General features: G+C 66.2%; 13 protein-coding genes. 5 read left to right on the top strand and 8 right to left on the bottom strand.

Annotated elements, in window-relative coordinates; translation table 11 throughout:
* The first annotated feature begins 52 nt into the window (after positions 1–52).
* Both AC0MAZ_RS25440 and AC0MAZ_RS25445 read left to right on the top strand, forming a co-directional pair.
* The gene (locus tag AC0MAZ_RS25440) at positions 53–379 is read left to right on the top strand and encodes a type II toxin-antitoxin system PrlF family antitoxin (protein ID WP_050704328.1); all 327 of its coding nucleotides are present in this window, start codon (positions 53–55) and stop codon (positions 377–379) included.
* Complete coding sequence (locus AC0MAZ_RS25445) at positions 376–873, top strand: type II toxin-antitoxin system YhaV family toxin (RefSeq protein WP_203650632.1); 498 nt, start codon at positions 376–378, stop codon at positions 871–873. The genes AC0MAZ_RS25440 and AC0MAZ_RS25445 overlap by 4 nt, the downstream gene beginning before the upstream one ends.
* Before the next feature lie 44 nt (positions 874–917).
* Here AC0MAZ_RS25445 and AC0MAZ_RS25450 read toward each other — a convergent pair whose 3' ends face one another.
* The 4 genes from AC0MAZ_RS25450 to AC0MAZ_RS25465 are packed head-to-tail and all read right to left on the bottom strand — an operon-like array spanning position 918 to position 5,679.
* On the bottom strand, positions 918–1,778 hold the full coding sequence (locus AC0MAZ_RS25450) for an efflux RND transporter periplasmic adaptor subunit (RefSeq protein WP_475859609.1): 861 nt from the start codon (positions 1,776–1,778) through the stop codon (positions 918–920).
* Positions 1,779–1,788: 10 nt separating this feature from the next.
* Entirely contained in the window at positions 1,789–1,989 is a 201-nt protein-coding gene (locus AC0MAZ_RS25455; protein ID WP_028689551.1) for a DUF1656 domain-containing protein, read from the bottom strand.
* Complete coding sequence (locus tag AC0MAZ_RS25460) at positions 1,979–4,156, bottom strand: FUSC family protein (protein ID WP_475859611.1); 2,178 nt, start codon at positions 4,154–4,156, stop codon at positions 1,979–1,981. The genes AC0MAZ_RS25455 and AC0MAZ_RS25460 overlap by 11 nt, the downstream gene beginning before the upstream one ends.
* Positions 4,153–5,679 carry an efflux transporter outer membrane subunit gene (locus tag AC0MAZ_RS25465; protein WP_475859613.1) on the bottom strand — a complete coding sequence of 509 codons (1,527 nt, stop codon included), beginning with the start codon at positions 5,677–5,679 and terminating at the stop codon, positions 4,153–4,155. The genes AC0MAZ_RS25460 and AC0MAZ_RS25465 overlap by 4 nt, the downstream gene beginning before the upstream one ends.
* A 180-nt stretch (positions 5,680–5,859) precedes the next feature.
* Here AC0MAZ_RS25465 and AC0MAZ_RS25470 point away from each other — a divergent pair, with 180 nt between their 5' ends.
* Positions 5,860–6,807 carry a LysR family transcriptional regulator gene (locus tag AC0MAZ_RS25470; protein WP_028689548.1) on the top strand — a complete coding sequence of 316 codons (948 nt, stop codon included), beginning with the start codon at positions 5,860–5,862 and terminating at the stop codon, positions 6,805–6,807.
* A gap of 225 nt (positions 6,808–7,032) precedes the next feature.
* On the top strand, positions 7,033–8,007 hold the full coding sequence (locus tag AC0MAZ_RS25475) for a 2-hydroxyacid dehydrogenase (RefSeq protein WP_475859615.1): 975 nt from the start codon (positions 7,033–7,035) through the stop codon (positions 8,005–8,007).
* A 112-nt stretch (positions 8,008–8,119) separates the two neighbouring features.
* On the opposite strand, the gene AC0MAZ_RS25480 is transcribed toward AC0MAZ_RS25475, so the two are convergent.
* A complete protein-coding gene (locus tag AC0MAZ_RS25480; RefSeq protein WP_475859617.1) occupies positions 8,120–9,022 on the bottom strand; it encodes a DMT family transporter in 903 nt (300 codons plus the stop codon).
* A 222-nt stretch (positions 9,023–9,244) separates the two neighbouring features.
* On the opposite strand from AC0MAZ_RS25480, the gene AC0MAZ_RS25485 reads away from it, so the two are divergent.
* Entirely contained in the window at positions 9,245–10,120 is an 876-nt protein-coding gene (locus AC0MAZ_RS25485) for a helix-turn-helix domain-containing protein (RefSeq protein ID WP_475859619.1), read from the top strand.
* A gap of 115 nt (positions 10,121–10,235) precedes the next feature.
* Here the strand turns inward: AC0MAZ_RS25485 and AC0MAZ_RS25490 are convergent, their stop codons facing one another.
* From AC0MAZ_RS25490 to AC0MAZ_RS25500, 3 genes are all read right to left on the bottom strand, one after another.
* A complete protein-coding gene (locus AC0MAZ_RS25490; protein ID WP_475859621.1) occupies positions 10,236–12,638 on the bottom strand; it encodes a TonB-dependent siderophore receptor in 2,403 nt (800 codons plus the stop codon).
* A gap of 180 nt (positions 12,639–12,818) precedes the next feature.
* Entirely contained in the window at positions 12,819–13,790 is a 972-nt protein-coding gene (locus AC0MAZ_RS25495) for a FecR family protein (RefSeq protein ID WP_254464510.1), read from the bottom strand.
* Complete coding sequence (locus AC0MAZ_RS25500) at positions 13,787–14,338, bottom strand: RNA polymerase sigma factor (protein WP_244670957.1); 552 nt, start codon at positions 14,336–14,338, stop codon at positions 13,787–13,789. The genes AC0MAZ_RS25495 and AC0MAZ_RS25500 overlap by 4 nt, the downstream gene beginning before the upstream one ends.
* Between the last annotated feature and the right edge of the window lie 4 nt (positions 14,339–14,342).

Genomic DNA, 14,342 nt, shown 5'->3' on the forward strand with positions numbered 1-14,342 from the left:
TAATGCACTCGCATTACCTTGATCGATATTATCCCCTCGCGGACTTCTGATCATGGCCACTACCTTCGAAGCCGAGTCGACCCTGACCGAGCGCTACCAGACGACGGTCCCCGAAACCGTTCGCCGCGCATTGGGCCTGAAAAAGCGTGACAAGATTCACTACTCGATCCGCCCCGACGGAGCGGTAATACTGACCCGCGCAGAGACAGCCGAGGAAGACCCCGCCGTGGGGCAATTCCTGGATTTCCTGGCCCGGGATATCGCCACGAATCCGCAACGATTGAAGGTTGTCGATGCAGAGCTCGTCGCTCGCCTGGATGCACTGGTGGGCGACGTTGAAATCGATCTCGATCAACCTCTCTCGGCGGATGATGAATGACTGAAACGAGGCGCAAACCTCTTTGCGTGCATGGCTGGAGCGTGTTCGCCCACCCCCTCTTTCTCGACAAACTGGAGGCACTCATCGATGAAGTCGAAGTGCTTCAGAAGAAGGATCCGGTCGGCTACGTAAAGAAAAATGCGGCAAAACGATTGAAGGCCGTCAGACGCTTGGCCTTCGACGTCATTGCCCAGGCGCCTGGCAACGCTGACCATCGAATGGGCGGCACACTGGGCGCGGAACACAAGCACTGGTTTCGTGCAAAGTTCTTCCAGCAATACCGCTTGTTTTATCGCTATCACGCCTCCAGCAAGATCATCGTGTTGGCGTGGGTGAACGATGACGACAGCAAACACGCTTACGAAAGCAGTGACGATGCCTACAGAGTGTTCCGTCGCATGCTGGGCAGCGGACACCCTCCTGATGACTGGGACCAACTGTTGCAGGAAGCGACCGCGGCAACAGCTCGATTCAACGCCACCCTCAAGCGCTGACACCTGCCCACCAATCCATCAACGGCGTCAGCGCAAGAACCGGATCATTCCTCGCCCGGTTTAACCACCACCGTACAGGTCGTCCCAGCCGCCAGCAGGAATCCTTCCGGCACTTCATCGATATGGATCCGCACCGGCACCCGCTGCGCCAGGCGCACCCAGTTGAAGGTTGGGTTCACATCGGCGATCAGCTCACGACTCTGCGGGTTGTCGCGGTCGTAGATGCCCCGGGCGATGCTCTCCACATGCCCCTTGATCCGCTCGCCGCTCATCATCTGCAGCTCGGCCACATCGCCCACCTTCACATGGGGCAACTTGGTCTCCTCGAAAAAGCCGTACACCCAGAACGACTGCTCATCCACCACCGCCATCACCGCCTCGCCGGTGCGGGCGTAGTCGCCCTTGTGGATGTTCAGGTTGGTCACGTAGCCATCGACGGTGGCGACGATCTGCGTGCGCTTGAGGTTCAGCTCGGCGGCCGCCAGCCGGGCCTGGGCATGCTGGTAGTCGGCCAGTGCCGAGCTGGCGATGTTGCTGGCGTCATCGCGGTTCTCCTTGGAGATCACCAGGTTGTCCAGATCGGCGCGGCGCCTGGCGTTGACCTTGCGCATTTCCCAAGTGGCCTTGCGCGAGGCCACCAGTGCCTTGGCCTGGTCCACCGCCAACTGGTAGTGCTCGGCATCGATGCGGATCAGCACATCGCCCTTCTTCACTCGCTGGTTGTCCTTGACCGGCACGTCCACCACATAGCCCGGCACATCGGCGGCGACGTTGATGATGTCGGCGCGCACCCGGCCGTCGCGGGTCCACGGCGTGGTCATGTAGTGCAGCCACAGCTGACGGCCGATCGCCACGGCAGCGACCAGCACCAGCAGGGTGGCGATCAGGCTGAAGAACTTTTTCATTGCAGGATTCTCACCAGTAGAGCGACAGCGCCAGGGCGCCGAACAGGCAGACGAACAGCGACAGGCGCAGCAGCGCCGGGTGCCAGAAGAAGCGATAGCCATCAACGCTTGCGATGAACCGGTCCAGCCCCCAGGCCAGGCCCAGGGCGAACAGGAACATCAAGGTCATGGTGGGCATGTACACGCCATGGAAGGCGATCTCACGGGGCATGGTGCATTCCTTTCGCCGGTGCCAGCGGCGACTGTGGGTCGAGCAGGGAGGAACGGATGAAGTGCAGGTAGCTCTGCGCCCGGCGCAGCACCGAGGTGTCAAAGTGCCGGGCGAAGGGTTCGTCGGTGGCCTGCACGCGGCTGATGGCGTGGTCCACCGCCACCAGCGCGCGTTCGTGGTTGCTGGCGCTGGGTTGCAGGAACAGCCGCGCCAGGGCCCGGCCCATCACGCGGATGGCCTGGCGCCAGGGCTGCGACTCGGCGTAGGCCGGGTGGATCGGCGCACGGGCCTGCTCCTTGCGCAGCTCGATGATCGCGTGGCCGACCTCCAGCACGGTGAACATCCAGCCCATCAGCTCGCTCTGCACCTGCGGCTTGCCCGCTGCCAGCCCATACGCCTGGTGCAGCAGGTCGCGGGTGCGGCTCTCGAACGCCGAGCCCAAACCGCGCAGGCGCCCGCCGATGGCGAACAGCACCTGCTCGCGCAGCTCCTGCTCCAGGCGGCTCCACAGCCAGCGGCTGTTGGGCGGCAGGATGATCGCCCCTGCCGCGGCGCAGACAAACATGCCGATGACCATGCCGATGTAGTCATTGATGAAGGTGTAGGGGTCGTAGACCGTCAGGTTGTTCGGCACCGAGCCGATGGCGAAGAACACCAGCAGGCCCAGGCCGTAACCGGCATAGGCCGGGCGCGAAGCGAGGAACGCGCCGAATACGAACACCGGCGCCAGCACCATGCACAGCAGCGGGAAACCGTCGATCCAGGGGAACACGAAGAACGTCTCGAAGAACCCGACGAAGGCGCCGATCGCCGTGCCGCAGGCCATCTGGAACGACATGCGCTTGGGGTTCGGCGAGGCCGCCGACAGGCCCACGGTGACGGTGGCGATCAGGGTCATCATGGCGCCGCTGGGCCAGTCGCTGAGCAGCCAGTAGCTGCCCAGCAACAGCAGCACTGCCGAGGCGCGCACGCCGGCGGCCAACGATACCAGCCAGCTGGTCTGGGCCACGTAGGGCTCGTCCCACTGTTCGCGCTCGTGCTTGTGCACGGCCAGCGAGGCATGGGTCTCGGCGTAGCTGTACATCTCATCGACGAAGCGGTAGAGCAGCTCGAAGGCGGTGTGGAAATCGAGCAGGTCTGACTCACTCGGGCTGGTCTCCAGGTACTCGGCGCGCAAGCCGCGCACCTGGGCCTGCAGGCCTTCCTTGTAGGTGCCCAGTTCAAGGGCCAGGCGCAGCGCGTCGGCATCGGTCAGTGCCCGACCGACATAGGGCCGCAGCAGCTCGGCCAGGGTGTCCAGGCCGGGCTCGATGGCGCTGACGATCTGCAACGGGCCACGGGCGCGCAGGCGTTCGAGCAACCGGTGCAGGGCGTTGAAGCGCGTGGTGATGGCCATGAACTCACTGTTCATCCGCACCAGGCGGCCGGAGCGCCGGCGCATGTGCGGGTCCTCAAAGGCGGTGACGTTGCGCAGGCTCTCCAGGCCCACCGCCTCGGCGACAAAGCGCACGTTGCTGGTCTCGAAGCGGTCGCGCTGGCTGTCGCCGCGCAGGGCCTCGACCACCACCCCGGCGAACACGCCGAAACGCTGGTACAGGGCGTTGCGCATGGCGGCACTGGCCGACTGCGGCAGGATCGCGGCACTGACGAAGGTCGAGACGAGAATCCCCAGGGCGATCTCCAGCACCCGCCACACTGCTGCCATGAACGCCTGGTCAGGGTGTTGCAGCACCGGCAGGCCGATCATCGCCGCCGTGTAACCGGCCAGCACGAAACCATAGGCGCGGAAGGTGCGGTAGCGCATGGCACCCGCCGAGCACAGGCCGACCCACAGCGCCAGGCTGGGCAGGAACAGCTCGGTGTTCTGCGGAAAGATTGCCATCAACGCGACCATCATCGCCGAGCCGGCCAGGGTGCCGAGCACCCGGTAGAAGCTCTTGGCGAACACATGGCCGCTCTGCGGCTGCATGACGATGAACACGGTGATCATCGCCGTGCGCGGCTGCGGCAGTTCCAGGCGCATGGCCAGCCACAGGGTGATGAACGCGGCGGCCAGCACCTTGAAGATGTAGACCCAGGTGACCCCGTCGGTGCGCGCCCAGGCGAAGAACCCCCGGCGCCATTCCAGGCTCCGCAGCCAGCGCAGGGGCAAGCTCGATGTGCTCATTCGGCGTGGTCCGGCTGGTCGAAGATGGCCAGGGTGGCCGGCGTTTTCGGGGCGGCCTGGCGCTCTTGCTCAGGGACATCCTTGCCCGCCTCCAGGCCGCCGCCCAGGGCGGTGACCAGCTCGGCGTGGGCGGTCAGGCGCGCGGCCTGCACCTGCTGCTGCACCTGCTGCTGGCGGAACAGCAGGGTCTGGGCGTTGAGCACGTTGAGGTAATCGGTCAGGCCACGCTGGAAGGCGACGGTGGCGATGTCGTAGGTCTTCTGCGCGGCGGCCACGGATTCGGCGGCGAAGTGCGCCTGCTCCTTCATCGACTCGCGGCGGATCAGCTGGTCTGAAATGTTTTTCAGCGCGCCGATCACCGTCTGGTTGTAGCGTGCCACGGCCACGTCATAGCCGGCCGAGGCCACGCCCAGCTGCGAGCGCAGGCGGCCGCCATCGAAGATCGGCAGGCTGATGGCCGGCCCCACGTTGTAGTTGAACTTGCGCCCGGTGAGGAACTCCAGCGGGCCGCCGCCGGTGGCCATGAAGCCAAGGCCGCCGACCAGGTCGACGTTGGGGAAGAAACCGGCGTGGGCCACGTCGATGCCACGGGCCTGGGCCGCCACCTGCCAGCGGCTGGCAACCACGTCCGGGCGCTGGCCGACCAGTTCGGCGGGCAGGTTCGACGGCAGTTTCAGCGGCGCGCCGAGGGTCAGGGTCGGGCGTTGCAGCTGTGCGCCCTCCCCTGGCCCCTTGCCGGCCAGGGCGGCCAGCTGGTTACGAGTCAGGGCGATTTCTTCGTTGAGGCTGTCGATCTGGCGGTGGGTTTCCGGCAGCGGCGCCTCGGCCTGGCTGACCTCGAAATGGGTGCCGATGCCGCCGTCCAGGCGGCGCTTGGCCAGGCCGACGATCTGCTCCTGCTGGGCAAGCTCGGCCTGGACGATATCGCGCCGGGCGTAATGCAGGCTGAGCTGGATATAGGCGCGCACCACGTTGTTCTCCAGTTCCAGCTGGGCCTGGCGCGCCTCGGCGACGCTCACGTGCGCCTGGTCCACGGCCTGCTCGCTGGCATTGCGCTCGCGGCCCCACAGGTCCAGGGCGTAGCTGAAGCCGATGGCGGCGTTGTTGTCCCAAGTGTTGGCGCCGGACAACGCGCCCGGGCCGTAGAACTGATCCTCGGGCCAGTTGTGACGCTTGAGCGCGGCGTTGCCATTGGCCTGCAGTTTTTCCGCCGACTCGACCACGCCGGCCATCGCCTTGGCTTCCCGCACCCGGGCGGCGGCCATGGCCATGCTCGGGCTGCCGGCCAGGGCCTGGGCGATCCAGGCGTCGAGCTGCGGGTCGCCATAGACGCGCCACCATTGCTGGGCCGGCCAGTGGGCGTCGCGCGCGGCCTCGCGGATCGCGGCGTCGGTGGTCAGTTGGTTGGCTTGGAGGGTCTTGCTTTGCGGGGCGATGCCCCAGGTTCCGATACAGCCGCTCAAGGTGAGACAAAGGGCACAGGCACTGAACGCATGGAGCGCTCTGATGTGGCGACGCGGCACAGCTGCGATTTCCCGAGGAAGAGGTGGAGGGGCCGGGCAATTCTAGGGGCCGCCCGCACTGGCGATAAGCGCATAATCCTGCGAATCTTTGTTACCAAAACAGCGATAATCCGGCTTTAGTCGGAGGCAAAACTCCGTTACTTCATGTCACAATTTTGTCCTCTAAACCGAGAGTGACCCATGGACACCTTGCAAAACATGCGTGCTTTCAGTTGCGTGGCCCAGCTCGGCAGCTTCACCGCTGCCGCGGCGCAACTGGATACGACCACCGCGAACGTGTCGCGGGCGGTCTCCAACCTGGAAGCCCATCTGCAAACCCGCCTGCTCAACCGCACCACCCGGCGCATCGCGCTGACCGAGGCCGGCAAGCGCTACCTGATGCGCTGCGAACAGATTCTTACCTACGTGGAAGAAGCCGAGGCCGAGGCCAGCGACGCCCACGCCCGCCCCGCCGGGCAGTTGAAGGTGCATTCGATGACCGGTGTCGGCCAGCACTTCGTGGTCGATGCCATCGCCCGCTACCGCGAGTCGCACCCGGACGTGACCTTCGACCTGACCATGGCCAACCGCGTGCCCGACCTGCTGGACGAGGGCTACGACGTGTCCATCGTGCTGGCCAGCGAGCTGCCGGACTCGGGCTTCGTCTCGCAACGCCTGGGCATCACCTACAGCATCGTCTGCGCCTCGCCCGAGTACGTGGCCCGCCACGGCAGTGCGCACAAGCCGGCCGACCTGCTCAAGCATGCCTGCCTGCGCATGGTCAGCCCGGTGATCCCGCTGGAGAAGTGGCTGTTCGACGGCCCGGAAGGCCAGGAGATGGTCAACATCACCACCTCGCCGTTCCAGGTCAACTCCGCGGACGCTATGAAGACTGCGATCCGCAGCGGCATGGGCGTGGGCGTGTTGCCGATCTACTCGGCCATCGACGGCCTGCGCGACGGCAGCCTGGTGCGGATCATGCCGGAGTATCGCCTGCAGGAGCTGAACCTGTACGCGATCTACCCGTCGCGCCAGTACCTGGATGCCAAGATCAAGACCTGGGTCGAGTACCTGCGCAATTCGCTGCCGGAGATTCTTGCCGCCCATGAGGCCGACCTGAAGACTCATGAGCTGCTGATCGCCAACTGAAAAAAGCGGCTGCATTGGGGGTGGGGACAATGGTAGGTTGCTAACCATCGATTCCAGTGTCTGGCAGACAGGGCCATGGGAGGGCTGCGCCCTCCATCGCGGCACAAGGCCGCTCCTACAGGGTTACCCGGCACTTGTAGGAGCGGCCTTGCGCCGCGAAAGGGCCGCACAGCGGCCCCGCTCTTCTGCCCGAGTCCACCCCACGCCTTGCAGAGAAGCAGCCCGATGAAAAAGACCGTCCTGGCCTTCAGCCGCATCACGCCAGCCATGGCCGAACGCCTGCAACAAGACTTCAACGTGATCGTGCCGAACCCGAAACTCGGCGACATCAGCGCCCAGTTCAACGAAGCCCTGCCCGAGGCCCACGGTCTGATCGGCGTCGGCCGCAAGCTCGGCAGGGCGCAGCTCGAAGGCGCGGGCAAGCTGGAGGTGGTGTCCAGCGTCTCGGTCGGCTACGACAACTACGACCTGGACTACTTCAACGAACGCGGCATCGCCCTGACCAACACCCCCGACGTGCTCACCGAAAGCACCGCCGACCTGGGCTTCGCCCTGATCATGGGCTGTGCCCGGCGCACCGCCGAGCTGGATGCCTGGACCAAGGCCGGCCACTGGCAGGCCACCGTCGGCCCGGCGCAGTTCGGCTGCGATGTGCACGGCAAGAAGCTGGGCATCGTCGGCATGGGCAACATCGGCGCGGCCATCGCCCGTCGTGGCCACTTCGGTTTCAACATGCAGGTGCTGTACACCGGCAACAGCCGCAAGACCGCGCTGGAACAGGAACTGGGCGCGCAGTTCCGCAGCCTGGACGCCCTGCTGGGCGAAGCCGATTTCGTCTGCCTGGTGGTGCCGCTGTCCGACGCCACCCACAAGCTGATTGGCGCCCGCGAACTGCAGTTGATGAAGCCCAGCGCATTTCTGGTCAATATCGCCCGGGGGCCGGTGGTGGACGAAGCGGCGCTGGTCGAGGCGCTGCAGAACGGCACGATCCGCGGCGCCGGGCTGGATGTTTACGAGAAAGAGCCGCTCGCCGACTCGCCGCTGTTCAAACTGCCCAACGCCCTGACCCTGCCGCACATCGGCTCGGCCACCGCCGAGACCCGCGAGGCCATGGCCAACCGTGCGCTGGACAACCTGCGGGCGGCGTTGCTGGGTGAGCGGCCGCGAGATCTGGTGAATCCGCAGGTGTGGAAACACTGAAAGGTTGCTGCCAACCGTTCTGCCTCTTCGCGGGTAAACCCGCTCCCACAGGGACTGTGCAAGCCGTGTGGGAGCGGGTTTACCCGCGAAGAAAACAGTGAAGATTAGCGCCCTACTTGGCCATGGCCGTCATTATGACCGGCCTGGATTTCGGCTTGCGAAACACCAGCACATTCCCCGCCATCACCGCCACCAGGCCCAGCAATGCCGGCGCCGTCCATTGGTAGCCCTCGGCGAATGCCGACACATTCAACGCCACCAGCGGGAACAGTACCGTGCAATAGGCTGCCCGCTCCGGCCCCATGCGTCCGACCAGGGTCAGGTAGGCGGTGAAGGCGATCACCGAACCCGGGATCACCAGGTACAACAGCGAGCCGATGTAGCGGGCGCTCCACTCCATGTCGAAGGGGATGCCCTTTGCCAGGCAGTACACCGCCAGCATCGAGGCGCCATAGAGCATGCCCCAGGCATTGGTGGTCATCGGCTTGAGCCCGGCCTTCTGCTGCACGCTGGAGAGCATGTTGCCGGCCGAGAAGCACAGCGTGCCGAGCAGGCCCAATCCCAGGCCGTACAAGGTCTCGCGGCTGGCGGCGTGGTGCCAGAGTTCCGGCCAGAACAGCAAGCCCAGGCCGAGCAGGCCCAGGGCGCCGCCACCGAGCACATTGGCGGCGATCTTCTGGCCGAAGAAGATCCGTGCATTGATGGCATTCCACAAGGTGGCGGTGGAGAACACCACGGCGATCAGGCCGCTGGCGACCCACTGGCTGGCAGTGAGGAAGCACATGAAGTTGACGCAGAACAGGCACAACCCCTGGGCCAGGCAAACCAGGTGACCACGCCGGTTCATCGGTTGCAGGCGGCGGGTGAGCAGCAGGAAGGCGAACAGGATCAGCCCGGCCAGGGCGAAGCGGTAGACGATCGACACCGGGATGGCGACCTCGCCCAACTGCCATTTCAAGGCAATCCAGGTGGTGCCCCAGATCAGGACGGTGAGCAGGTAGAGCGACAGGTTCATGATGGACTCCCTCGACAGGTATCAGGCCTATCGCGGGGCAAGCCCACTCCCACAGGGCGCATGCGACCTCGGTGGGAGCGGGCTTGCCCCGCGATGAAAACCCCATGAGCCCAGTTTCTTGCGCCATTGCTGTTCGGCGCTTGCATAAACTTGCGCTTTTCCTCCCCGGGTAGCTGCCATCCCGGTGCCGGCGCAGTACGATGGCCAGCAGAGGAACCGCCCATGCCCCCACTCGATCACCTGCAGGTCTTCAACGTCCTGAACGCCTCGCCCCACGCCCGGCTGGAGCTGAGCGCGCAGCTGGGCGACGGGCTGGCGGCGGCCTTGTGGAGCAACCGCGATGATGCCCGCGACTACCAGGCGCCCAGCCATCACACGCTGTCGTGCTACATCGCCGACGGCACCGGCACCTTCCGCCGCCAGCGCCCCAGCGATCGCGGCGCACCGGACAAGCTGTGCGTGATGCCCGCCGGCCATGAGTCGAACTGGGTAATCAACGGCACGATTCGCCTGGCCCACCTTTACATCACCGAGGAACAGTTCGCCCTCGGCTGCACCCGCCTGCTGGATCGCGAGCCGCGGGAGATGCAATTGCGCGAAGCGACCTTCCTCGACGATCCGCAGCAGGCCCGGCGCTTTCGCGAGCTGATCGGGCTGGACTGGGCCGAGCCCGGCGAGCGGCTGCTGGCCAGCAGCCTGGCCCACGACATCATCGACCATGCCGTGCTCAACCAGGTCGGCCTGCGCCAGGGGCTCAAGCTCAAGGGCGGGCTGGCACCGCACCAGCGTCGACAACTGGTGGACTTCATCGAGGCCAACCTCGACCAGCCATTGACGTTGGGGGAGCTGGCGCTGCGCTGCAACCTGTCCGAGTACCACTTTGCGCGGATGTTCCGGGCGAGCTTAGGACTGCCGCCGCATCAGTACCTGCTGGCCCGGCGGCTGCAGCGGGCGTGTCGGTTGCTGCGCATGGGTATGTTGCCTTTGGGCGAGGTGGCGTTGTTGTGCGGATTTGCCAGTGCCAGCCATTTCAGCAACCGGTTCAGGCAGGCGCTGGGGGCGACGCCGGGGGCGTATCGGGCGGCGTTCGCCGGTTGAATCCTGGGGCCGCTTTGCGGCCCTTTCGCGGCACGAGGCCGCTCCTACAGGAGACCGCGTTACCCTGTAGGAGCGGCCTCGTGCCGTGAAAGGACCGCAACGCGGTCCCGGCGATCTAGAACTCCAAGGTGCTCGACAAGCTCACCTGCCGCGCATCCCCCACCGCGACGAAATACCGGTTCACCGCCGAGCTGTAATACACCTTGTCGAACAGGTTCTTCACGTTCAGCTGCAGCCGCACCTTGTGCTCGTCCAACTTCGTTTCATAGCTGGCAAAGGCATCCGCCACCGTGTACGCCGGCAGGTCGAAATCATTGGTGGCGTTCCCCGCACGCTCCCCCACATAACGCGCACCAGCCCCCAGTCTCAGGCGATCGCCGCCGAACAGGCTGCCATAGTCATACACCGCCGACAGCGAACCACTGTGCCGGGCGACATTCTGCAGGCGATTGCCCTTGAGCTGCGGGTCCTTGGTCACCTCGGCGCCGGTGAAGGCGTAGGCGCCGATCAGGCTCCAGCGCTCGCTGAGCTGGCCGGTCAGGTCCAGCTCGACGCCCCGTGAGCGCACTTCGCCCGCGTTGCTGTAGAGAATGGTGCCCGGCTGGGTGTCGCCATCGGCCACCAGCACGTTGCGCTTGGTGATGTCGAACAACGCCAGGGTACCGGTCAGCGCCCCCGGCACATCGAGCTTGGCCCCGATTTCCCAGGACTTGCCCTCCTCCGGCGCTATACCTGAGTCCAGGGTCAGGGTGCGGCCACCGCCGATGCTCAGCGGGGCGATGGTCGAGTTGGGCTTGAACGACTCGCTGTAGCTGGCATACAACGACAGCTGGTCATCGACCTTGTACACCACGCCCGCATGGGGCACCCAGGTCTGGTCGCTGGTGTCGGTATTGACGTTGAACGGCCGGCCGCGCCCGGCGTACTGGTCGTACTGCTGAAAGCGCCCGCCGGCCACCAGAATCCAGTGCTCGTCCAGGTGCCAGGCGTCCTGCAGGAACAGCGAATCGGTGCGCAGCTTGTCGGTCTGGTCGCTGTCGCTGGCGCGCACGCTGGTGCCTTCCACTTCGCGGCCATAGACCGGGTTCAGGTAGCTGAAGGTCGAGCGGCTATTCTGGCGGATCAGGTCGGCGCGGTAGACCTTGCGGTCTTCGTGGTCGACACCGACCACCAGGTCGTGGCGCATGCCCGCCAGCTCAACGCTGCCGTTGAGGCTGAGGGTGGCGAACTGGTCGCGGCTCAGGGCGCCCTGGGTGCCGTCGATGCTGCGTGACAGCGTGCCCTTGCTTTCATCCACGCCGGTCACGCGAACCTGGCTGGCGTCGTAGGTCTCGCGGTTGAAGCTGTAGCCGAAGTGCAGTTTCCAGTCATCGGCCAGGCGATGGTCGACCTCCAGGCGGTACAGGTCGGACCGGCCCTCCATGTCGTTGAACCGCTCGTCGAGGCGACGGGTGACGGGAATGTTCAACGGGTGGCCGTCGCTGCCAAAGGCGGTGCCACGGTCGAACGGGTAGAGAAACTCGCGGTGCTCATAGGCCAGCACCACCTGGGTGTCCTCGCCGTACCAGGCCAGCGACGGCGCCACCAGCGACTCGCGGTGCACGCCGTAGTTGCGCCAGTAGTCCTCGTCCTCGTGATCGACGATCAAGCGGTAGGCCAGGTTGCTGTCGCCCAGCGCCCCGGTGCTGTCCAGGCCGCCGCCGCTGCCGTTCTTGCCGCTGCCGTAGGTCGAGCCACGCAGGGTCAGGGCGTTGTACTGCTGCAGTTGCGGGCGCTTGCTGACCACGTTGATCACCCCGCCCGGGTCCTGGATGCCATACAGCAGCGAGGCCGGCCCCTTGAGCACCTCGACCCGCTCGGTGCTGGCGTTGAGGGCGCGGCCCTGCACGATCGGCATGCCGTCACGCATGATCGAGCCGTCGCGGTTGTCGCCGAAGCCGCGCTTCATCACGGTGTCGGCGGTACCGCCGAAGTTGTTGCCCTGGGTGATGCCGCTGACGTTGTACAGGGCATCGTCCAGGTTGCGCGGTGCCTGGTCGCGGATCACCTGGGCCGGGACCACGTTGACGGCCTGGGGGATGTCCAGCGTCGCGCCCTGGCCACGCATGATCGAGGCGCTGGCCGGCGGCTGGTAGCTGTAGTCGTCCAGCTGCGAGTTGATGGTGGTGGCCTGCAGGTTCAGCGCGCCGGAGCTGTCGACCGGCTCCAGGGTCAGGGTGCGGGCGTCGAGGCGGCGCCAGGCCAGGCCCGAGTTGCCGAGCAACTGCTGCAGCGCCTGGTCGGCGTCGAAGGTGCCGTTCAGCGCCGGGGCCTGCACATCCGGCAGGACCAGGGTGTAGACCACGCTCTGCCCGGTGGCGCGGCTGAAGGCGTTGAGTGCCTGGGCCAGCGGCTGGCTTGGCTGGGCAAAGCTGTAGACCTGGCTCTGCTGCGCGGCCAGGGCCTGGGGCGCGATGGCGATAGCGGGCAGGGAGCAGAGGCCGAACCAGAGCGGGACGCAACGCGGGGTGAACTTCATGGACGCGGACCTGTGAGAGGGATGATCGTTTGCGAATGAATCGCACTTCCACTCACTACACGGATGCCGTGGGGGGATACCTCATCACCTGATCGAAAAATTTTTGCTGCACCGACGTCTTCGCGGGGCAAGCCCGCTCCTACAGGGACCGCGCACCCCCCGCGATGGCGTCGGCTCAGGTCAACGCAAGACGGTCAGCCGCCCCAGCAGCGTCTGCCGCGAGAAACCCATCACCTTGCCCAGCGAATCCAGCGCGGACAGTGGTTCCGCCACCGGGAAACTGCCACTGACCCTGCGCTGCCCCAGCTCACCGTCAAGCAACAGGATCCGCCCGGGGTAGTAACGCCCAAGGTCCTCGACCACCTGCGCCAACGGCACCTGGTAATAGTTCAGCCAGCCCTGGCGCCAAGCCAGGCGGCTATCGCTGTCTACCGCCTCGACCCCACCAGCCACACCGTCGGCATAGGCCAGTTGCTGGTTGGCGGTCAGCTCGCGGGCCGCCTGCCCTTCGGCCGCTGTCACCGCCACGCGGCCGCTGCGCACGGTGACCTGGGCGCCATCGCCCTGCCCGCGTACCTCGAACTGGGTCCCCAGCACCCGCACTTCACCGCCCTGGGCATCCACCAGGAACGGCTCGCCGGTATGGGTCACCTCGAAGAACGCGGCGCCGCGCAACAACCGCACGCGCCGCTCGCCCTGGGCGAAATCCACCGCCACGGCTGTGCCGGCATCCAGGGTCAGCTGCGAATGATCGGCCAGGGTCACCTGCCGCACCTGCGCGCCGCTGGTGTAGTCGGCACGCAGGTCCTGCAGCCAGAACTGCGGCTGCCAGCCCGCCGCGCATCCCAGCGCCAGCACAAGACACGCTGCCACCGCCAGGCCGCGCCACGGCCTCTTGCGCGCGGGTCGGCGCATGGCGTCCAGGTACTGTTGCAGGCCCTCTCGCTCCTCGACTGCCAGCCGCGCCGCCGGTGCCTCGCTCAGGCGCCACAACGCCTGGGCTTCGGCATAGGCCTGGCGATGGGCCGGGCTCTCCAGCAACCAGCGCTTGAACGCTGCGCCCTCGGCCTGCGCCGGCTGCTGCTGGATGCGCCCCAGCCAGCGCAGGGCGGCCTGGGACTGTGCAGCAGTGATTGGCTGTTCAAGACTCATCGACGGGCGCTCCCTGGCCGGCGCAGTGAGGACGCGGGTTCGGCGACGCTCGCCTTGCACGCTTCGAGGGCGCGCATCATATGCTTTTCCACCGCGCTCTGGGACAACTGCATGGCCTTGGCGATCTCACCGTAGGTGCAGCCATGGATGCGGTTGAGCAGGAAGATCTGCCGCGTGCGCTCGGGCAATGCCCGCAGGGCCGTCTCGATACGCTGCAGGTCGTGGTCAACTTCCAGGGCCTGCTCGGGAGCCTGGCTGCCCTGCGGCTCCTCGGGGTCGTGCAGGCCTTCGGCGGCCCGGTCGCGGCTGCCTTCGCTGCGCAGATAATCGATGGCCAGGTTGCTGGCGCTGCGCAGCAGGTAGGTGTCGAGCGCCTCGACCTTCACCTCGGGGCGCCGCCAGAAACGCAGGAACAGGTCCTGGACCAGGTCCGACGCCGTGGCGCGGCAGCCGACGCGCCGGCTGACCAGCGCCTCCATGCGTGCGCGCTGGGCCAGGAACACCTGGAGAAAGCGCGCCCGACCACCGCCAGCCTCGGAGTCGCTCAAGGGC

This window comes from Pseudomonas sp. A (genome assembly GCF_056270345.1).

Excerpts from the sequence above, each read along its gene's own strand:
- AC0MAZ_RS25475 (WP_475859615.1), top strand. The coding sequence starts at position 7,033 with ATGAAAAAGACCGTCCTGGCCTTCAGCCGCATCACGCCAGCCATGGCC.
- AC0MAZ_RS25470 (WP_028689548.1), top strand. The coding sequence starts at position 5,860 with ATGGACACCTTGCAAAACATGCGTGCTTTCAGTTGCGTGGCCCAGCTC.
- AC0MAZ_RS25480 (WP_475859617.1), bottom strand. The coding sequence starts at position 9,022 with ATGAACCTGTCGCTCTACCTGCTCACCGTCCTGATCTGGGGCACCACC.
- AC0MAZ_RS25485 (WP_475859619.1), top strand. The coding sequence starts at position 9,245 with ATGCCCCCACTCGATCACCTGCAGGTCTTCAACGTCCTGAACGCCTCG.
- AC0MAZ_RS25445 (WP_203650632.1), top strand. The coding sequence starts at position 376 with ATGACTGAAACGAGGCGCAAACCTCTTTGCGTGCATGGCTGGAGCGTG.
- AC0MAZ_RS25490 (WP_475859621.1), bottom strand. The coding sequence starts at position 12,638 with ATGAAGTTCACCCCGCGTTGCGTCCCGCTCTGGTTCGGCCTCTGCTCC.
- AC0MAZ_RS25450 (WP_475859609.1), bottom strand. The coding sequence starts at position 1,778 with ATGAAAAAGTTCTTCAGCCTGATCGCCACCCTGCTGGTGCTGGTCGCT.
- AC0MAZ_RS25495 (WP_254464510.1), bottom strand. The coding sequence starts at position 13,790 with ATGAGTCTTGAACAGCCAATCACTGCTGCACAGTCCCAGGCCGCCCTG.
- AC0MAZ_RS25460 (WP_475859611.1), bottom strand. The coding sequence starts at position 4,156 with ATGAGCACATCGAGCTTGCCCCTGCGCTGGCTGCGGAGCCTGGAATGG.
- AC0MAZ_RS25440 (WP_050704328.1), top strand. The coding sequence starts at position 53 with ATGGCCACTACCTTCGAAGCCGAGTCGACCCTGACCGAGCGCTACCAG.
- AC0MAZ_RS25455 (WP_028689551.1), bottom strand. The coding sequence starts at position 1,989 with ATGCCCCGTGAGATCGCCTTCCATGGCGTGTACATGCCCACCATGACC.